We start from the raw sequence: 19,571 nt of genomic DNA on the forward strand, positions 1-19,571 counted from the left end.
GTTAGTATTAAAGCAAACCGCAGTGAATTTGCCAGCTACTGTTGTAACCGCTTTGCCAGCCAGTCGCAAACCTGATTCAGGGCGCTCTCAAAATTCGCCAGCGCCGGTCTGGCGGCAATCGGCAGCAGTTTGCCATCGGCGGAGGAGTTGGCGATCAGCCGCGCATCCTCTTCCGGACCGAAAGGATCGCCCGGCCAGTAGCCTGCGAGCATCGGCGTCGGCGTACGGCGTCCCAGCAGCCCCTGCACTTTGAGCGAGTAGCGATTAAGCTCGGTGCGCAGCGCGCTGTCGCTGGTAAAGGCCATGCCGAGGCGGCTGGCGAGCATATCCATATACATATCCGGAATAGCGTCCTGCTGCTGCGCGCTGGTCAGCAGGCTGTGCACCATCGGGCCCAGCGTTGCTACGGCGCGCAGGCGCGGCGCCTCCAGATAGGCCAGACGCACCGCGACGTTGGCGCCGAAGCGATAGCCGAACGCCGCCACGCGCCGGTGATCGATCCAGGGCACGTTCGCCAGCTCGCGCAGCACCTGCTGATGCAGAAAGCTGGTGTCCTGGTTGAGCCGCCACTTTATAGAGAAGCCCACCGAGGGCATATCCAGCGTCAGCATGGCGATGCCGCGCGGCGCCAGGTAGTCATGAAACAGCCGGTAGTGGTCGCTTTGCAGCGAATCGAGGCCGCCGCACAGCAGCACGACAGGATAAGGCGCCGACGCGTTGGGCGGCATATGAAGAAAGCCGGTGATCGGACTGCCGCCTTCGATATTGAAGCTGAGCGCTTTAAGCTCGCCGGGCAGACGGCGCGTCGCCTCTTCATAGGCGCGATTCGCCAGCGTCTGCGCCTGATCCGCCAGCTCATCTCCTTTGATATAGGGATAGGCAGCCAGGCTAAAAAGGTGCGAGGCGCGCAGCCAGTGTTCCCCGGCGCGGCTGTCGTCGCCCTCTTCCTGAGCGCGCTGCTGCCAGAGGCCCGCCTGCTTCGACCACTCAAACGCCCAGTTGCCGCTGCGAAAGCCGATCACTGTATCGAGCAGCGCGTCGTCGGTATGGCGCTGGTCGCTGATGGCGATACGCGCCAGCACTTCGCTGATCTCCTGCGGCGGCACGCCGCGCCACGTCCACATCAGCTTATTGAGCATGCGATACCAGCCGTGTTGGCTGCTGCCGTCCAGCGTCGCTTCGACGTCTACGGCGGCATGATGCTGACGATGCACCAGCGATGAGGTTTCGGGATAGTTGTAGTGCGGCTTGAACAGCTCTTCGCTGAGGTTTTTGCTCGACATACTCGGTTCTCCTGACGACCCTGGCAGAGGCTAAGTGTACTGTAGGGTCAGGAACAGCGCGAGGCGCAAAAGAGCGCAAAGCCCGAGCGCGGCGGCAGGTAGCGTGGCGTTTAGCCGGCCTGCGGCAAAAAGCACAACGCCCGGCAAGCCGGGCGTTGTCAGAAGTGGCGGATCAGGCGCCTTTAACGATAGGCGGAATGTACATCACGCCCATGTCCCACGGCTGCTCAATCCAGGTATTCTGAGGGATATCAACCACGTAATCGTCTACCAGCGGGCGGCCTGCCGGTTTAGCGAAGATAGTGACGAAGTGCGCTTTAGGGTACATCTCACGGATCGCCTGCGCGGTGCCGCCGGTATCGACCAGATCGTCAATAACGATAAAGCCTTCGCCGTCGCCTTCTGCGCGCTTGAGGACTTTCATCTCGCGCTGATGGTCGTGGTCGTAGCTGGAGATGCAGACGGTATCGACATAGCGGATGCCCAGCTCGCGCGCCAGCAGCGAAGCAGGCACCAGGCCACCGCGGCTGACTGCGATAATGCCTTTCCACTGTTCAACAGGAAGCAGGCGCTGAGCCAGTTTGCGGGCATGAATCTGCAGCATGTCCCAGGTAACGACGTATTTTTCACTCATGAATAGCGATCCCAGCCAACTTAATCGGCTTAAATAATGTGCAACGGGAAAAAGGTTGCGCGAGATTATAAGGATCCTCAGCGCTAAAAACCAGCATCCGAACTACCGGTTGCGGGTTTTTAGCGCGCCTGAGTACGCACCCGGCAATAACAGTGATATTCTCAGCCTCATCACGTCAGATCCGCTGACGGCGACCATTCACTGGAAACTCGCGCACACCGGCCTGGCCGGCGCACTGACACAGGAGACCTGTCGTGTCTGAATTGTCTCAGCTTTCTCCCCAACCGCTGTGGGATATCTTCGCCAAAATCTGCTCCATTCCGCACCCCTCTTTTCATGAAGAAGCGCTGGCCACCTATATTGTCGGCTGGGCAAAAGAGCAGGGTTTCTGGGTCGAACGCGACGCGGTCGGCAATATCCTGATCCGCAAACCCGCTACCGCCGGCATGGAAAACCGCACGCCGGTAGCGCTGCAGGCGCACCTTGATATGGTGCCGCAGAAAAACAACGACACCGCGCATGACTTCACCAAAGACCCGATTCAGCCCTATATCGACGGCGAATGGGTGAAAGCGCGCGGCACTACGCTGGGCGCCGATAACGGCATCGGCATGGCCTCCGCGCTGGCGGTGCTGGCCGACAGCAGCCTGACTCACGGCCCGCTGGAAGTGCTGCTCACCATGACCGAAGAGACCGGCATGGATGGCGCTTTCGGTCTGCAACCGAACTGGCTTCAGGCTGAGATTCTGATCAACACCGACTCGGAAGAGGAAGGTGAGATCTATATGGGCTGCGCGGGCGGCATCGACTTTATCACCACGCTGCCGCTGACGCGCGAAGCGGTGCCCGCTGATTTCCAGACGCTGAAGCTGACCCTGAAAGGGCTGCGCGGCGGCCACTCCGGCGCGGATATCCATATGGGTCTCGGCAACGCCAACAAGCTGCTGGCGCGTTTCCTCGCTGCGCACGCTGCCGAGCTCGACCTGCGTCTGATTGACTTTACCGGCGGCACGCTGCGCAACGCCATTCCGCGCGAGGCCTTCGCCACGCTGGCGGTAGAGAGCCACAAAGCCGACGCGCTGAAAGCGGCAGCGGCGCACTTCCTGCTGGCGCTGCAAAACGAACACGGCGTCAAAGAGAAGAATATCAACGTCGTCACCGAGCCGCTGGCGCATCAGGGCGACGCGCTGAGCGCGGAGAGCCGCGACCGCTTCCTTAACCTGCTGAACAGCACGCCGAACGGCGTTATCCGCAACTCGGACGTGGCGAAAGGCGTAGTGGAAACCTCGCTTAACGTCGGCGTCGTCACGATGGATCACGACAAGGCGGAGATTAACTGCCTGATCCGTTCGCTGATCGATACCGGCCGCGACTACGTGGTGCAGATGCTGACCTCGCTCGGCCAGCTGGCTGGCGCGCAGACTAAGCCGAAAGGCGGTTATCCGGGCTGGCAGCCTGACGCAAACTCACCGATTATGGCGCTGACCCGTCAGACCTATATCGCGCTGTTCGACAAAACGCCGAATATTCAGGTTATCCACGCCGGTCTTGAGTGCGGCCTGTTCAAGAAGCCTTACCCGAACATGGATATGGTCTCTATCGGCCCCACCATCACCGGTCCGCACTCGCCGGACGAGCAGGTGCATATTGAGAGCGTCGGCCTTTACTGGAAACTGCTCACGACCTTGCTGAATGCGATTCCAGAAAAGTAAGCGCACGACCGCGTAACAAACCAGGCTCCGGCCTGGTTTTTTTATATCTGCGCGTCAGACCAGCATAAAACACCGCGTTATTTTCATTCCCCACTGTAAAAAACCAGCGTTGCCTGGCGCACCAGCTTTAGCCGCCAAACTATCCAGATGTCTGGATGGCTAACAAGTTTTCGTGCTAGCTTATGCGCTTTCGGCTGTTGCCGCGCCTGAAACTTCAGGAAAAAATTGCGGCCAGCCAGTGACAGGGGAGCTTCAGCTGATGAGTGCGTTAAACCGCCTTGAGATGCGTAATATCTCGATCGCATTCGGCGGATTCGCTGCGTTGACGCAGGTGAATTTTGTCGCGGACGGCCGCTCGGTACACGCCCTGACTGGCGCCAACGGCGCGGGCAAGTCAACGCTGATGGCGGTGCTGTCAGGCGCGCATAGCCACTACAGCGGTGAAATCTGGCTTGACGGCGTCCCGGTCTCGATACGCAGCCCGCGCGACGCGAAACAGCTCGGCATTCATCTGGTGCAGCAGGAGGTCGACGTCGCGCTGGTGCCCCAGCTCAGCGTGGCAGAGAACATTCTGCTGGATCGGCTGGCGGAGCCGGGACACGGCTTCCGCTGGCGCGCCATCCGCCGCCAGGCGCGCGCCCTGCTGGCGCAGCTGGAAGTAAACCTCGACGTGAATCGCCTGGTGGAACGCTGCACCCTGGCGGAGAAGCAGCAAATTTTGCTGGCGCGCGCGCTGTCGCACCACTGTCGTTTTCTTATTCTCGACGAACCCACCGCCCCGCTCGATCGGCACGAGAGCGAACGGCTCTTCGCCGTGGTGCGCCGTCTGCAAAGTAGCGGCATAGGCGTGGTGTTTATCTCGCACCGCATCCACGAGCTGAAAGCGATCTGTGACCGGCTGACGGTGCTGCGCGACGGCCGCCTGATCGAGAGCGGCCCGATGGCGGCGCTCAGCGGCGAGCAGATCGTCGAAAAGATGCTCGGCCATGAGCTGACCGATATCTATCCGCCGCGTCGCCCCGCTCGCCCCCAGCCGCTGCTGCTGGCGGTAGAAGGCCTGCACGACGATCGGCTGCTGCAGGATATTTCGCTGCGGCTGCACAAAGGCGAAATCCTCGGCATCGCCGGGCTGGCGGGTGCGGGTAAAACCGAGCTGTGCAAGGCGCTGTTCGGCGCCAGCAAAAGCCGCGTGACGCGCGGCGAGATACACGGCAAACCCTGGCGGCCGCGTTCGCCGCACGATTCGGTGCGCCAGCGCATGGCGCTGGTGCCGGAAGAGCGGCGCAAGGAAGGAATTTTTATCGACGAGCCGGTAGCGATGAATCTCAGCGTCAGCGCCGACAGCAGCTTTTCGCGCTGGGGGCTGTTCGGCCACCGTCAGGCGTGGCGCTGGGCGGAAGAGATTATCCAGCGCCTGAACGTGCGCACCACCGGCCCGGCGCAGTCGCTGCGCCGTCTCTCCGGCGGCAATCAGCAAAAGATCGCCATCGGCAAGTGGCTGCGCAGCCACGCTGAGGTGCTGATCTTCGATGAGCCGACCAAAGGGGTCGACATCAAGGCGAAAACCGAACTGTTCCGGCTCATCAGCGGGCTGGCGCAGGAAGGCAAAGGCGTTATCTACGCCTCCGGCGAGTTTTCTGAACTGGTTGGTCTTTGCGATCGAATTTGCGTGCTCTGGGACGGGCGCATCGTGGCCGAGCTGGATGCGCGAGCGGCCACCGAAGAGACGCTTCTGCTTTATTCCACTGGAGGAACCCCTGCGTGAGCAGCAAAGATATTTCCCTGACCGCGGCGTCAACGCCGCTGCGCCATCGACTGTTCGATTTCCTCTATAAGTGGGGCATGCTGATCACGGTCGCTCTCCTGATTGCCGGCTTTGGCCTCGCCTCTGACAGCTTTCTGGAACCGAATAACATCATCAATATCCTGCGCGCTATCGCCATTGTGACGGTGATCGCCGTAGGCGTCTCGGTGTCGCTTACCGTCGGCGGCTTTGACCTGTCGGTCGGTTCTACCGCCTCGCTGGCCAACGCGCTGGTGATCTCGCTCTTTGTCTGGTACGGCCTGAACACCGCCGAGGCGATAGCGATCACCCTGGCGCTCTGTACGCTCATCGGCCTGTTCAACGCCTTCCTGATCGTCATTCTGCGCATTCCCGATATGCTGGCGACCCTCGCCACGCTGTTTATTATCCAGGGCGTGGCGATGACCTACAGCTTCGGCGGCTCCATCACCGAAAACATGGTAATGCCGAACGGCGATATGGCGGAAGGCACCATCCCGGCGGGCTTCGGCCTGCTCGGTCAGGTGCCGGTGATCGTAATTGTTATGCTGGTGGTGACGGTGGTGGCGCAGCTGGCGCTCTCGCTGACCACTCATGGCCGCCGCATGTATGCGCTGGGCGGCAATCCGGAGGCGGCGCGCCTTTCCGGTATCCGCACCACGCGCTACCGCGTGCTGGCCTACGTTATCGCCTCGCTGCTGGCGGGACTGGGCGGCATTCTGCTGGCGTCGCGCATCGGCTCATCGCAGGTCAACGCGGGCGGCGGATACCTGATGGACGCCGTAGCGGCCGCCTGGATCGGCCTGTCGCTGGCTGGCTCCGGCAAGCCTAACGCGCTGGGCACGCTGGTGGGCGCGGTGCTGCTCGGCGTGCTGCAAAACGGGCTGGTGATGCTCTCCGTTCCCTATTACGCCATGGACATTATTAAAGGACTGGTGCTGGCTCTGGCACTGGCGATGACCTACGTTCAGCGCCGCTAACGCTGATTAACCTGGAAAAAAACAATGAAAAAAATCTCGATTTCTCTGCTGACCCTCAGCCTGCTCTCCGCCAGCGCCTTCGCCGATACCGTCGCGCCGGTGCCCGCGCCCATTGCCAGCCATAACGGGCCGGTGCGCATCGCGGTGATCCGCAATCTGGGCTCCGACGACAACACCACGCAGTTTGTCGCAGGCGCTATTCAGGAGGGCCGCAAGCTGGGCTTTAAGGTCAGCACCTTTCTCAGCAACGGCGACGACGCGCGCTTTCAGGATTTCGTCAACCAGGCGATCAGTCAGAAGTATGACGGCATTATTCTCTCCCACGGCAAAGCGCCCTATGCCAGCGGACTGGTAAAGCGCATTGCCGACGCAGGCATTAAAGTCTCGGTATTCGATACCCCGGTCGATACGCCTGTGCCGGGCGTTACCGTGACCGCGCAGGATGACGCCTCGCTGGCGCAGTCCTCTCTCGGCCAGCTGATCCAGGATTTTCACGGCAAAGCCAATATTCTCAAGCTGTGGGTCGCGGGCTTTCCGCCGATGGAGCGCCGTCAGGTGGTGTATGAGAAGCTGCTGAAAGAGAATCCGGGTATTCATCAGCTGGAGTCGATCGGCGCCGTCTCCTCGGATGTGCAGGGCGATACCGCCAACAAGATCGGCGCGATTCTGGCGAAATATCCGAAAGGCAAGATCGATGCGATCTGGGGCGCATGGGACGCCTTCAGCCAGGGCGCTTATAAAGCCCTGCAGGAGAATGGCCGTACTGAGATCAAGCTCTACAGCATTGACGTCTCCAACCAGGATTTGCAGCTGATGCGTGAGAAAAACAGCCCCTGGGTGCAGACCGTGGCGGTCGATCCGAAAATCATCGGCGCGGTGAATATGCGTCTGGTGGCGAACAAGATCGCCGGTGAAACCACGCCCGCCACTTACGATTTCAAAGGGGCGTCCATCTCTCAACAGCAGCTAAACAGCCAGCCGGGCGCGATTAACGTGGCGTCATTGAACAAGATCGTCCCCGGCTGGGGCGGCAATACCGACTTTATCGCGCCCTGGTTCGCAACGCTGGAAGCGAAGTATAAGAAGTAAGCCGCGCCTTACAGACCGCGCCGGAACAGAGAGGCGGATAAGAGAGTCGGGAAGCAAAGCGACAGAGAAAAACGGCGGGAGCGTTTTGGTACCACGCGCAGCCAGGCCCGGTGACGGAGGCGCCTCAGGGATGAGGTGCCGCCGGGAAATTCTGTTTTGCCTGTTTGCGAGCGGGCCGTTTTATCCGCGTCCGCACGCATTTAAACACCCGCTGGTGTTATTTCAGCTCGCCGCCCATCTTCAGCGTCGCCGCGATATTGCGGGCCGCCAGCCGCAGGTTCGTTTCTGCGTTCGCCAGCGCCTCCTCCAGCGTACAGATGCTGTAAAGCACGCTGAATACCGCATCCAGGCCATGCTGGTGCACGACGCCGACATCCGCCGTCAGGCTGCCGGCAATGCCAATAACCGGCTTATTAAACTCTTTCGCTACCTGTGCCACGCCAATCGGCACCTTGCCGTTGATGCTCTGGCTGTCGATGCGCCCTTCGCCGGTAATCACCAACGATGCGTCTTTCACCTGTTCCGCCAGCCCCAGCGCCTCGGTGACGATCTCAATGCCGCGCCGCAAATCCGCCTGGCAAAAAGCGTGCAGCGCCGCACCCATGCCGCCCGCTGCGCCGCCGCCGGGAATATGCAGCACGTCGATATCGAGATCGCGCTGAATAATCGCAGCATAGTGCGCCAGCGCGCGATCCAGCTGCTCGACCAGCTCCGGCGTCGCGCCTTTTTGCGGGCCGAATATGGCTGAGGCGCCGTCGCGGCCGGTCAAGGGGTTGGTGACGTCGCACGCCACTTCGAAACGGCACTGCCGCACGCGCGCGTCCAGCCCGTCGATATCAATCTTCGCCAGCGCCGGCAGCGCGCCGCCGCCGAAGCCGATCTCTTCTCCCTGCGCATCCAGCAGCTTCGCGCCCAGCGCCTGCATCATGCCTGCGCCGCCGTCGTTAGTGGCGCTGCCGCCGATGCCGATAATGATATGCCCGACGCCCTTGTCCAGCGCGCTCCGGATAAGCTCTCCCGTCCCGAACGAGGTGGTGGTTAAGGGATCGCGCTGCGCGGCAGGCACCAGCTCCAGCCCGCTGGCGGCCGCCATTTCGATAAAGGCGGTGCGCGCGTCGCCGGAAAGGCCGTAGAAAGCGTCGACCGGCGCGCCAAGCGGCCCGGTTACGCGCAGGTTAACGATACTCCCCGCTGTCGCCGCTACCATCGCCTCAACCGTGCCCTCACCGCCGTCGGCAACCGGTATCTTTACGTAGGTGGCGTCAGGAAAGATGTCGCGGAAGCCTGCTTCAATCGCGGCTGCCACGCCTGAGGCGGATAAACTCTCTTTGTATGAATCCGGTGCGATTACGATTTTCATAGGCAATCCAGGCGCTGTTGATAGACGATTCATCATCCGTGATGGCGCGTTTCGGCGGCCGCGCCGGGCCGCCGCAACGCGTTAACGGGTAATCTCAACTTTCGCTAATTTTTCATAATAGCAGGCAAGCGCGCTGTGGTCGGCGTTGCCCTGCCCGTCATTGCGCAGCGCCTGCATCATTTCCATTACTGCGGCGGTGAGCGGAAGATGTGCGCCGATGCCGTGTGAGGTATCCAGCGCGTTCGCCAGATCCTTGATATGCAGGTCAATACGAAAACCCGGCTTGAAGTTACGATCCAGCACCATCGGCGCCTTGGCGTCGAGTACGGTACTGCCCGCCAGACCGCCGCGGATCGCCTGATAGACCAGTTCAGGATTCACGCCCGCTTTGGTCGCCAGCGAGAGCGCTTCTGACATCGCCGCGATATTGAGCGCCACGATAACCTGATTCGCCAGTTTAGTGACGTTGCCTGCGCCGATATCGCCGGTGTGCACCACCGAGCCCGCCATCGCCTTCATGATGTCGTAGCAGCTGTCGAAGACCGCTTTATCGCCGCCCACCATCACGGAAAGCGTGCCTTCGATCGCTTTCGGCTCGCCGCCGCTGACCGGCGCGTCGAGCATTTTGATGCCCTTCTTCGCCAGCGCGTCATGCACTTCGCGGCTGGCGAGCGGCGCGATAGAACTCATATCGATGACGATCAGGCCCGGCTTAGCGCCGTCGATAATGCCGTTTTCACCCAGGCATACCTCTTTCACCTGCGGTGAGTTCGGCACCATAGTGATCACCACGTCAACCTGCTCGGCCACCTCTTTCGGCGATTTCGCCACGGTGGCACCCAGTTCGGTTAATTCCGCTTCGTTGCTGGCGTTGTGATCGCGCACCACCAGGGAATAACCCGCTTTCACCAGGTTTTTACTCATCGGTTTGCCCATGATGCCGAGGCCGATAAATCCAATTTTCATTGCCTTTCCTCTTCGTCAGTTACTGCTTAAATTTGTCGCACAGCGCCTGAGTGGCGTTGCGGAAGACTCCTAAATCACTGCCTACGGCAACAAAGCTGGCGCCCCACTCCAGATAGCGGCGCGCGTCCGCTTCCACCGGCGCCAGGATGCCGCTCGGCTTGCCCGCCGCTTTGGCGCGTTCAAACACATGCCTGATGACCTTCAGCACTTCCGGATGCGCAGGCTGGCCGAGATAGCCGAGCGCGGCAGAGAGATCGCCTGGTCCGACAAAGATGCCGTCGACGCCTTCTACCGCCGCGATGGCGTCGATATTGTCGACCGCCTGCTGGGTTTCAATCTGCACCAGCAGCGTGATGTTCTCGTTCACCGTGGCGTTGTAGTCTGGCAGCGTGCCGTACATGTTGCTGCGGTGCGATACCGATACGCCGCGAATGCCGGCGGGCGGATACCGAGTCGATGCCACGGCGCGCAGCGCCTCTTCCTCGGTTTCCACAAAGGGGATCAGAAAGTTATAGAAGCCGATATCCAGCAGGCGCTTGATGATCACCGGCTCGTTGCAGGGCGGGCGCACCACCGGCGCGCTGACGCTGCCCTTAAGCGCCATCAGCTGCGGCACAAAGGTGGTAATGTCGTTGGGCGCATGTTCGCCGTCCAGCACCAGCCAGTCGAAACCGGCCAGGCCAAGCACTTCGGTGGTAATAGGGTTCGCCAGCGCGCACCAGCTGCCGATCAGGGTCTCTCCTGCCTGCAGGCGGCGGCGAAAGGTGTTCGGCCAGGCTCTGTTACTCATCATCTCTTCTCCCGTGACAACCGCTCCCCGCAGAGAGCAGAAAATTTAGCGCACCAGACATGGACGTTTATTGTCGAAGGTCCAGTTCGGCACGAGGAACTGCATCGCCTGCGCATCGTCGCGCGCGCCAAGCCCGTGTTTTTGATAGAGCGCATTGGCCTGCATCACCTGATCCATATCCAGCTCGACCCCCAGCCCCGGTTTCTGCGGCACCTGCACCATGCCGCCTTTGATCTGCAGCGGCTCTTTGGTCAGGCGCTGGTTGCCCTCCTGCCAGATCCAGTGGGTATCGATGGCGGTAATAGCGCCTGGCGCGGCGGCGGCGACGTGCGTGAACATCGCCAGCGAGACGTCGAAATGGTTATTGGAGTGCGAGCCCCAGGTCAGGCCGAAGTCGTGACACATCTGCGCCACGCGCACTGAGCCCTGCATGGTCCAGAAGTGCGGATCGGCCAGCGGAATATCGACCGACTGCAGCGACAGCGTGTGGCCCATCTGGCGCCAGTCGGTGGCGATCATATTGGTAGCGGTCGGCAGGCCGGTGGCGCGGCGGAATTCCGCCATCACTTCGCGGCCGGAATAACCCTGCTCTGCGCCACACGGATCTTCCGCATAGGCCAGCACGCCTTTCAGCTGTTTGCCGAGCAGGATCGCCTCGTTGAGCGACCAGGCGCCGTTGGGATCGAGCGTAATGCGCGCCTCCGGGAAACGCTTCGCCAGCGCCGTGACCGCCTCTGCCTCTTCGCCGCCGCGCAGCACGCCGCCCTTAAGTTTAAAGTCGTTAAAGCCATATTTGTCATAGGCCGCTTCGGCCAGACGCACAATCGCTTCCGGCGTCAGCGCCTCTTCATGGCGCAGGCGGTACCAGTCGCAGGCTTCATCTTCCTGGCTCTGATAGGGCAGCGCCGTCTTTTTACGATCGCCGACGTAGAACAGATAGCCGAGCATCTCAACGCGGTCGCGCTGCTGGCCGTCGCCCAGCAGCGTCGCGACGTTGACCTGCAGGTGCTGCCCCAGCAGGTCAAGCAGCGCAGCCTCGATGCCGGTGACCACATGGATAGTGGTGCGCAGGTCAAAGGTCTGGCTGCCGCGTCCCGCTGAATCGCGGTCGGCGAAGGTGCTGCGCACCAGGCTGAGTACGTTCTTGTACTCGCCGACCGTTTTGCCGATCACCAGCGACGCCGCATCCTCCAGCGTCTGGCGGATTTTCTCGCCGCCGGGAATTTCGCCTACGCCGGTGTGGCCCGCGTTATCTTTGATAATCACGATATTACGGGTGAAAAAAGGCGCGTGCGCGCCGCTCAGATTGAGCAACATGCTGTCATATCCGGCTACCGGAATAACCTGCATCGCTGTGACTTTCGGTGTCGAACTCATCTCCTGCTCCTTACACTGTGGCGCGGCCGAATGCCGGGCGCTTGCGGTCGAACGTCCAACCGGGAATCAGATACTGCATGGCGGTGGCGTCGTTACGCGCGCCCGCTGGCAGTGACTTATACAGTTCATTGGCCTGGCGCAGCCGCTCCCAGTCCAGCTCAACTCCGAGGCCTGGGGCATCGGGCACAGCGATTTTGCCGTTGCGGATCTGCAGCGGCTGCTTTGTCAGGCGCTGGTCGCCCTCCTGCCAGATCCAGTGCGTATCGAGAGCGGTCGGGTTACCCGGCGCGGCCGCGCCAACGTGGGTAAACATCGCCAGCGAGATATCGAAGTGGTTATTAGAGTGGCAGCCCCAGGTGAGTCCCCACTCGTCGCAGAGCTGCGCCACACGCACCGCGCCGCTCAGCGTCCAGAAGTGTGGATCGGCCAGCGGAATATCGACCGCGTTCAGCATTACCGCGTGGTTCATCTCGCGCCAGTTGGTGGCGATCATATTGGTGGCGACCGGCAGCCCGGTGGCGCGGCGGAACTCCGCCATCACTTCGCGGCCCGAATAGCCCTGCTCCGCGCCGCACGGATCTTCCGCATAGGTCAGCACGTCGCCCATGCCTTTGCAGAGGCGAATCGCCTCGTCCAGCCCCCATGCGCCGTTGGGATCGACCGTAATGCGCGCGTCTGGAAAGCGCCGCTTCAGCGCCGCGGCGGACTCGATTTCCTGTTCGCCCGGCAGCACGCCGCCTTTGAGTTTGAAATCCTTAAAGCCATATTTCTCTTGCGCCGCCTCGGCCAGACGCACCACCGCTTCGGGCGTCAGCGCCTCCTGGTGACGCAGGCGATACCAGTCGCAGTCGCCGTTTTCGCCGCTCTGATATGGCAGATCGGTTTTGCGCCGGTCACCGATATAGAAGAGATAGCCCAGTACCGTAACCTCATCGCGCTGCTGGCCGGGGCCGAGCAGTTCCGCCACCGGCACGCCGAGGCACTGGCCGAGCAGATCGAGCAGCGCCGCCTCCAGCGCCGCGACGGCGTTGACGCGCAGCTCAAAGGTCCAGGCACCCTTGCCGAAGGTGTCGAAGTCGGCCGACTGGTTGCCTTTGTGCACCTGCTGCACCAGCCGGTTCATACGCGCCACCTGCTGGCCCTCTACCTGCGGTATCGCCTCCGCCAGCGTCTGATAAATGGTGTCGCCACCCGGTGCTTCGCCGACGCCGGTGTGGCCTGCGCTGTCGGTCAGCACCACAATATTGCGGGTAAAGCAGGCGTTATGCGCGCCGCCGATATTCAGCAGCATGCTGTCGTATCCGGCGACCGGGATTACCTGCATTCTGGTGATAACCGGCGAGCTTTGCGTAGACATACTCCCTCCTTATGTCCGGTGTTTCAGTTCGATACGTTTGATATCGCCCGCAATCACCAGGAAGCTGAACGCGGCGATAAACGCATGGATACCCACATAAACCAGCGCGCCTTCAAACGAGCCGCTGGTGGCGATGATGTAGCCGATAGCGATAGGCGTCACGATGCCAGATAAGTTGCCAAACATATTGAACAGGCCGCCGCTCAGGCCACTGATCTCTTTCGGCGCGGTATCCGCCATAACCGCCCAGCCCAGCGCGCCGATGCCTTTGCCGAAGAAGGCGAGCGCCATAAAGAACACCACCACCCACTCCGTATCGCTGTAGTTACACATCACCATGCTGATAGAGAGCAGCATGCCGAGCACGATAGGGGTTTTGCGCGCAATGTTGAGCGAGCCGGTTTTACGCATCAGGTAATCGGAGATAACGCCGCCGAGCACGCCGCCGAGGAAGCCGCACACCGCTGGAATCGAGGCGATCATCCCGGCTTTCAGAATCGACATGCCGCGCGCCTGCACCAGATAGACCGGGAACCAGGTGATAAAAAAGTAGGTCAGCGCATTGATGCAGTACTGTCCGAGGTAGATGCCTACCATCATGCGCGAGCTGAGCAGCTGCTTGATCTGGTACCACTTCTCAGACCAGCTGACCTTATGCTCGCTCTTTTTGGCATCCATATTGATCAGCGCGCCGCCCTGCTCCATATACTCCAGCTCAGCTTTATTCACGCCGGGATGGTCATTGGGATCGTGGATCACTTTCAGCCAGATAAAGCTGAGAATGATGCCGAGGCCGCCCATAAACCAGAACACATGCGCCCAGCCCACCTGAGCGACCAGCCAGCCCATGATCGGCGCAAAGATGACCGTGGCGAAATACTGCGCGGAGTTGAAAATCGCTACCGCGGTGCCGCGCTCCTGCGCCGGGAACCAGGCCGCGACGATACGGCTGTTGCCAGGGAAGGAAGGCGCTTCAGCCAGGCCGACCATAAAACGCAGCAGGAACAGCGAAACAATAATGCCGAAGCCGCTGAAAATACCAACGAAGCCTTGCAGCAGAGTAAAGAGCGACCAGGTAAAGATGCTCCAGAAATAGACGCGTTTTGAGCCGAAGCGGTCCAGCAGCCAGCCACCAGGGATCTGGCCGATCACATAGGCCCATGAGAACGCCGAGAAGATGTAGCCCAGTCCGACAGAGTCCAGACCGATATCTTTTGACATGGCGGAACCGGCGATCGAAATGGTGGCGCGGTCGCCGTAGTTGAACGAAGTGACGATAAATAACATCACCACGATCCAGTAGCGGGCATTAGTGCGCTTCTGCACTGCTTCCGCCGTCTGGCTGTAACTATTCATGATGCACTCCTGAAATATAGCGTTCGCTACATTCGCTCTGACTGCATACACATCGCGTTGGGTATCAGAGAGAAGTCGGGTTAAACACGGCGATTTTTTATAGGGGCAAACCGATAGTGCGTCGTGACGAATAACCTAACGTTGTCTAACGAAAGCCAGTATAGGAATGGCGAAAGACGGTGACACTGGAAGAACGCCTGACAATTAAGGCTGTTTAGCACGCATTGTCTGGCAGTTGCCCAATCGACTGCGGCGCGCTTCACGGAAAGCGTTTTTTGCGCCTGAAAATGGCTATTTTTTAAGCGAAGGCAGGCACCTTTGTGAGACTCTTCACTTGCGTTTGGGAAAGCGAACCAAAAAGAGACGGAAACGCAATGAAATGCCGGTCAGTTGCACAATGCGGCAGAGAAAGCTGCTTCATATACTAAAGCTGGCAAATTTGATGTGCGTAATGATGAACGATAACGCGCCGCCATGTACGGCGCGCCACGCCAGTGATAAAGCCTGAACGCGGGCTGTGTTGTTCGCGTCAACAGGCTATTAATTAACTCGCGCATGACTGGAAGGTGAGTGATGAACCGAATGCTGAATGAGCCGCCGCTCCATATCAAAGTCCATGAGGATGATAATGTTGCGATCGTGGTCAATAACCAGGGGCTGCCGGCTGGCACGACCTTTCCCGACGGGCTGACGCTGACGGAACATGTCCCGCAAGGGCATAAAGTTGCGCTCGCGTCGATTCCGCGGGGCGCGCCCATCCGTCGCTATGGCGAAGTGATCGGCTATGCCCTGCGCGATATTGCGCCGGGCAGCTGGATTGACGAGTCGCTGGTGGCGCTGCCCGAAGCGCCGCCGCTCGCCAGCCTGCCGCTCGCGACTAACGTTCCTCCCGACCTGCCGCCACTGGAAGGCTACACCTTCGAAGGCTATCGCAACGCGGACGGCAGCGTCGGCACGCGCAACCTGCTCGGCATTACCACCAGCGTGCACTGCGTGGCGGGCGTAGTGGACTATGTGGTGCAGATTATCGAGCGCGAACTGCTGCCGAACTACCCTAACGTCGATGGCGTAGTGGCGCTGAACCATCTTTACGGCTGCGGCGTGGCGATTAACGCGCCGGCGGCGGTGGTGCCGATTCGCACCATTCATAACCTGGCGCTGAACGCTAACTTCGGCGGCGAAATCATGGTGGTCAGCCTCGGCTGCGAAAAACTACAGCCAGAGCGGCTGCTGACCGGCACCGACGACGTACAGGCGATCTCGCTGGATGAGAACGATATTGTGCGCTTACAGGATGAACGTCATATCGGCTTCGGCGCGATGGTGGAAGAGATCCTCAGCGTGGCGAAAAGGCATCTTGAACGCCTTAACCAGCGCCAGCGCGAAACCTGCCCCGCTTCAGAGCTGATCGTCGGCATGCAGTGCGGCGGCAGCGACGCCTTTTCCGGCGTGACCGCCAACCCCGCCGTGGGCTTCGCCTCCGATCTGCTGGTGCGCTGCGGCGCGACGGTGATGTTCTCCGAAGTGACCGAAGTGCGCGATGCGATTCACCTGCTGACGCCGCGCGTGATCAATGAAGAGGTAGGCAGGCGGCTGCTGGAGGAGATGGCATGGTATGACGACTATCTCGATCAGGGCAAAACCGACCGTAGCGCCAATCCCTCGCCCGGCAATAAAAAAGGCGGACTGGCTAACGTGGTGGAAAAAGCGCTCGGCTCTATCGCCAAATCGGGCCGCAGCGCAATTGTCGAAGTACTGTCGCCGGGTCAGCGCCCGACGCGGCGCGGGCTGATCTACGCCGCCACGCCCGCCAGCGATTTCGTCTGCGGCACGCAGCAGATGGCGTCGGGCATTACGCTGCAGGTGTTTACCACCGGACGCGGCACGCCTTACGGACTGGCGGCGATTCCGGTTATCAAGATGGCGACGCGCAACGCGCTGGCCGATCGCTGGCACGATCTGATGGATATTAACGCGGGCACTATCGCCACGGGCGAAGAGACGATTGAGCAGGTCGGCTGGCGGCTCTTCCGGCTGATTCTGGAGATCGCCAGCGGTCGCCAGCAAACCTGGTCGGATCGCTGGGGCATTCGCAACCAGCTGGCGGTGTTCAATCCGGCGCCGGTAACCTGATAAGCGCGCGTCCTGTACCGGTTCCGGCACAGGACGCCGTTAACTCAGAGCTGTTTTCCCCAGGCTTCAACCCAGGGAGAGGTGACTGACTCTGGCTCGGGGTCTTCAGTCGCATCCACCAGCAGTACCTCGCCGATGCGCTTCGCGCTCTGCTCCTGCAGGAGCGCGTCGAAGGTTTTGCCCGCGTTGCAGAAGTGATCGTAGCTGCTGTCGCCCAGCGCGATAACGCCGTAACGTAGCTCTGGCTGATAGCCCAGCTTATCTTTCACATCCTGATAAAGAGCGGCGATATTATCTGGAAAATTGCCCTGCCCGGTGGTCGAGGTGATCACCAGCGCCGCTTCGCTGCTGTAATTTTGCCACTGCGCTAACGTCGGATCGTCATACACCGCAACGTCGTGCCCCTGGGCCTGTAAAATCGGCTGCGCCTCTTCCGCTACCAGCAGCGCGTTGCCATATACTGTGCCTACAAAAATGCCAATCTTCGCCATGTGCCTGCTCCTTAAACTGAGGTGCTATCCTCGCCTGTCGCGTCGGCAAACTCAAGCCCTGCGGCGGCGAGCGCCTCCTGCCAGCCGAATTGCAACGCCATCTGCCGCCATACCGCATCCAGCCCGGCGCGGATCACCAGCGGCTCGCCGGTTATCGGGTGCGTCAGCGCCAGGCTGCTGGCGTGCAGCATCAGGCGACTGGCGCCGAAATGCTGTGCCGCCCCGCGGTTTTGCCGCAGATCGCCGTGGGTGGTGTCGCCGATGATCGGATGGCGCAGATGCGCCATATGACGACGCAGCTGATGCTTGCGGCCAGTGCGCGGAGAGAGCTGCATCAGGCTGTAGCGCGCGCTGGTATAGCGGCCAATCGGCACCGGCATCTCTGCCCAGGCCAGCGCCTGATAATCGGTCACCGCCGGCTGCGCCGTACGCGCTTCCGTCGCGAACTTATCGGCGATCTTGTCCAGCTCTTCCACCAGCGGATAGTCGAGCGTGCCGCTCTCCTGCAGCCAGCCGCGCGTGACCGCGTGATAGGTTTTCTTCATCTGATGCTGCTCGAACTGCTGCGCCAGCAAACGCCCCACCTCGCTGGAGAGGCCCATCAGCAGCACGCCAGAGGTTGGGCGGTCGAGACGATGCGCGGTAAAGACGTGCTGGCCAATCTGATCGCGTACGGTCTGCATCACCACCACTTTTTCTTTGCGATCCAGCCAGCTGCGATGCACCAGCCAGCCGGCAGGCTTGTTAACCGCTACCAGCCATTGATCCTGATAGATAATTTCCAGCATCAGGCGGGATCGTCCATAAACAGCGCGTCGAGCTGCGTCAGGCTGTGCAGGATTGGCGCGTGGCCTGGCGTAGCGGAGGTCAGCGCGATTTCAAAATAGGGCGCGATAGCGAAGTTTTGCGGCAGCGGCTGCTGCGCGGCGATAAGCGCCCGCATACGCGGGATCAATACCCACTGGAGCCACTCGAGCGGCTCCAGCGTATCAAGACAGAAAGGCTGGTTGCTGGCGAGCGCACTGGCGGACGGGGGCGTCTCCTGCCAGTGATGATGATCGCGCATCAGCGTTTCGAGCTGCTCCAGCCGTTGTAACAGTAAAGGGGTCATGCGCCACCTCCAGCGAGCGATAAATGGGGCGGCAAGCATACCACCGCCAGACGCGCGCGCAAAAAAAGGGAGCACTGTTAAAACAGTGCTCCCGGTTCGTTTGCAGCTTTCCCGCCACGCTGATGCTCCCTGCTCTTCCTTGACAACTTTTCCTGTGCGCCATCCTGCGCTTATCGTCCTGATAATTCCTTTGGCTTCCAGGCCCGCCGCGCATCATATGCGGCTCACATTCTCCTTCCTGGAGGTGTCCCTGACTCTCTCCTGAGTTTCCTGCTTCATCCTGAAGCCTTCCATGTGACGTAAGCTCCGTTACGGTCCCGCCTCCTGGCATGACGTATCCTGACGCTATCTTCAATCCTCTGGCTTCCTGCCAACTGCTGACTATTCTGGCAGAGGCCGCTGAATAAACAAGGTACTAAACAGCGTTACTTTATATGTTTATAGACCAGTTTTAGGAGTAACGCCATTAAGTTAATGATTCACAATATCTTTACATTGCAGACTTCTGGATGTCTTTCATGAGAAATGCCAATCTCTCACAAGGCATGTAAGAGATATCTCACAAACCCACTAGCGATTCTCTGCAAATCAGGGGATAACCACCTGTAAAGATTTAAGAAAATTCTGGATATTTTCCGATAAAACCTCTCGCTTTTTCGTACCAGGCTGTTCGAGGATGACTTCGCCGGACAGATTGCAAAGCGAAATGATCTCCTGCTCCGATTCGGTCGCGGCGATAAACAGCGTCGGCGTCTGTTTCAGGCGACGCTTCATGACCAGATGTCCTATCAGGTTCTCCTGCAGGCGCAAAAAATCCTCTTCACTCCAGACCTGCAGCAGCGAAAGCTCCCGCTGTCCGAAACGCGCCGCCATGTCGCCAGCAAACTGCGCGGTATAAAAGGCGGCAATATCCTGCTGAAGGGTAATATCCAGCGCGCGTTCTACCGCTTCCAGCGTGGCGGGCAAGGTAAAGGGCTGCGGCTGCCACCATACTTCGTCAGCCTGGGTCGCGATAATACAGGGGGACGGCACGCCATAAAGCGCCTGGCTGGCGGGCGCGTGGCCGGTGCGCTGCTGCCAGGCATCGCAATAGCGGGCGGTAAATTCGCGCAGGGCATCCACAGTCTGTTGCATGACTCTTTTTCTCAC

The 19,571-nt window shown here is 60.3% G+C and carries 18 protein-coding genes; 6 read left to right on the forward strand and 12 right to left on the reverse strand.

The window, feature by feature from the left end; all coding sequences use genetic code 11:
• Positions 1-35: 35 nt before the first annotated feature.
• Positions 36-1,283, reverse strand: coding sequence for an esterase FrsA (gene frsA / locus MHZ89_RS05645; protein WP_311782164.1), 1,248 nt, complete (start codon positions 1,281-1,283; stop codon positions 36-38).
• A 172-nt stretch (positions 1,284-1,455) separates the two neighbouring features.
• Positions 1,456-1,917, reverse strand: coding sequence for a xanthine phosphoribosyltransferase (gpt, locus tag MHZ89_RS05650; RefSeq protein WP_258576248.1), 462 nt, complete (start codon positions 1,915-1,917; stop codon positions 1,456-1,458).
• A gap of 55 nt (positions 1,918-1,972) precedes the next feature.
• Between gpt and MHZ89_RS05655 the strand changes: the two genes are divergently transcribed.
• From MHZ89_RS05655 to MHZ89_RS05675, 5 genes are all read left to right on the forward strand, one after another.
• Positions 1,973-2,179: a hypothetical protein gene (locus MHZ89_RS05655; RefSeq protein ID WP_311782165.1), complete on the forward strand. Its 207-nt coding sequence runs from the start codon at positions 1,973-1,975 to the stop codon at positions 2,177-2,179.
• Entirely contained in the window at positions 2,172-3,629 is a 1,458-nt protein-coding gene (gene pepD, locus MHZ89_RS05660; RefSeq protein ID WP_311782166.1) for a beta-Ala-His dipeptidase, read from the forward strand. The genes MHZ89_RS05655 and pepD overlap by 8 nt, the downstream gene beginning before the upstream one ends.
• Positions 3,630-3,888: 259 nt before the next feature.
• Positions 3,889-5,394, forward strand: a complete 1,506-nt coding sequence (locus MHZ89_RS05665; RefSeq protein ID WP_311782167.1) for a sugar ABC transporter ATP-binding protein — start codon at positions 3,889-3,891, stop codon at positions 5,392-5,394.
• Positions 5,391-6,392 (forward strand): ABC transporter permease, encoded by a 1,002-nt coding sequence (locus MHZ89_RS05670; protein WP_311782168.1) that lies wholly within the window; start codon positions 5,391-5,393, stop codon positions 6,390-6,392. Before MHZ89_RS05665 ends, MHZ89_RS05670 begins: the two co-directional genes overlap by 4 nt.
• A gap of 24 nt (positions 6,393-6,416) precedes the next feature.
• The gene (locus tag MHZ89_RS05675; protein WP_311782169.1) at positions 6,417-7,481 is read left to right on the forward strand and encodes a sugar ABC transporter substrate-binding protein; all 1,065 of its coding nucleotides are present in this window, start codon (positions 6,417-6,419) and stop codon (positions 7,479-7,481) included.
• Positions 7,482-7,698: 217 nt separating this feature from the next.
• Here the strand turns inward: MHZ89_RS05675 and MHZ89_RS05680 are convergent, their stop codons facing one another.
• From MHZ89_RS05680 to MHZ89_RS05705, 6 genes are all read right to left on the reverse strand, one after another.
• Positions 7,699-8,841 carry a glycerate kinase gene (locus tag MHZ89_RS05680; protein ID WP_311782170.1) on the reverse strand — a complete coding sequence of 381 codons (1,143 nt, stop codon included), beginning with the start codon at positions 8,839-8,841 and terminating at the stop codon, positions 7,699-7,701.
• An 81-nt stretch (positions 8,842-8,922) separates the two neighbouring features.
• Positions 8,923-9,807, reverse strand: a complete 885-nt coding sequence (garR, locus tag MHZ89_RS05685) for a 2-hydroxy-3-oxopropionate reductase (RefSeq protein WP_120451188.1) — start codon at positions 9,805-9,807, stop codon at positions 8,923-8,925.
• Positions 9,808-9,826: 19 nt separating this feature from the next.
• Positions 9,827-10,597: a 2-dehydro-3-deoxyglucarate aldolase gene (garL, locus tag MHZ89_RS05690; RefSeq protein ID WP_120452818.1), complete on the reverse strand. Its 771-nt coding sequence runs from the start codon at positions 10,595-10,597 to the stop codon at positions 9,827-9,829.
• Between the two features lie 45 nt (positions 10,598-10,642).
• On the reverse strand, positions 10,643-11,974 hold the full coding sequence (gudD, locus tag MHZ89_RS05695; RefSeq protein WP_311782171.1) for a glucarate dehydratase: 1,332 nt from the start codon (positions 11,972-11,974) through the stop codon (positions 10,643-10,645).
• Between the two features lie 10 nt (positions 11,975-11,984).
• Positions 11,985-13,331 carry an enolase C-terminal domain-like protein gene (locus tag MHZ89_RS05700; protein ID WP_311782172.1) on the reverse strand — a complete coding sequence of 449 codons (1,347 nt, stop codon included), beginning with the start codon at positions 13,329-13,331 and terminating at the stop codon, positions 11,985-11,987.
• Positions 13,332-13,340: 9 nt separating this feature from the next.
• Positions 13,341-14,687, reverse strand: a complete 1,347-nt coding sequence (locus MHZ89_RS05705; protein ID WP_311782173.1) for an MFS transporter — start codon at positions 14,685-14,687, stop codon at positions 13,341-13,343.
• 573 nt (positions 14,688-15,260) lie between these two features.
• Here MHZ89_RS05705 and garD point away from each other — a divergent pair.
• Complete coding sequence (garD, locus tag MHZ89_RS05710; protein WP_311782265.1) at positions 15,261-16,820, forward strand: galactarate dehydratase; 1,560 nt, start codon at positions 15,261-15,263, stop codon at positions 16,818-16,820.
• A 44-nt stretch (positions 16,821-16,864) separates the two neighbouring features.
• Here garD and MHZ89_RS05715 read toward each other — a convergent pair whose 3' ends face one another.
• From MHZ89_RS05715 to syd, 4 genes are all read right to left on the reverse strand, one after another.
• Positions 16,865-17,311 carry a flavodoxin gene (locus MHZ89_RS05715; protein ID WP_311782174.1) on the reverse strand — a complete coding sequence of 149 codons (447 nt, stop codon included), beginning with the start codon at positions 17,309-17,311 and terminating at the stop codon, positions 16,865-16,867.
• An 11-nt stretch (positions 17,312-17,322) separates the two neighbouring features.
• Entirely contained in the window at positions 17,323-18,099 is a 777-nt protein-coding gene (gene truC, locus MHZ89_RS05720) for a tRNA pseudouridine(65) synthase TruC (RefSeq protein WP_311782175.1), read from the reverse strand.
• Positions 18,099-18,422, reverse strand: coding sequence for a YqcC family protein (locus MHZ89_RS05725; protein ID WP_311782176.1), 324 nt, complete (start codon positions 18,420-18,422; stop codon positions 18,099-18,101). Before MHZ89_RS05725 ends, truC begins: the two co-directional genes overlap by 1 nt.
• A 588-nt stretch (positions 18,423-19,010) precedes the next feature.
• The gene (syd, locus tag MHZ89_RS05730; RefSeq protein ID WP_311782177.1) at positions 19,011-19,556 is read right to left on the reverse strand and encodes a SecY-interacting protein; all 546 of its coding nucleotides are present in this window, start codon (positions 19,554-19,556) and stop codon (positions 19,011-19,013) included.
• Positions 19,557-19,571: the final 15 nt, after the last annotated feature.

The organism is Pantoea sp. ACRSB (genome assembly GCF_022346905.1).
GTDB lineage: Bacteria > Pseudomonadota > Gammaproteobacteria > Enterobacterales > Enterobacteriaceae > Pantoea > Pantoea piersonii.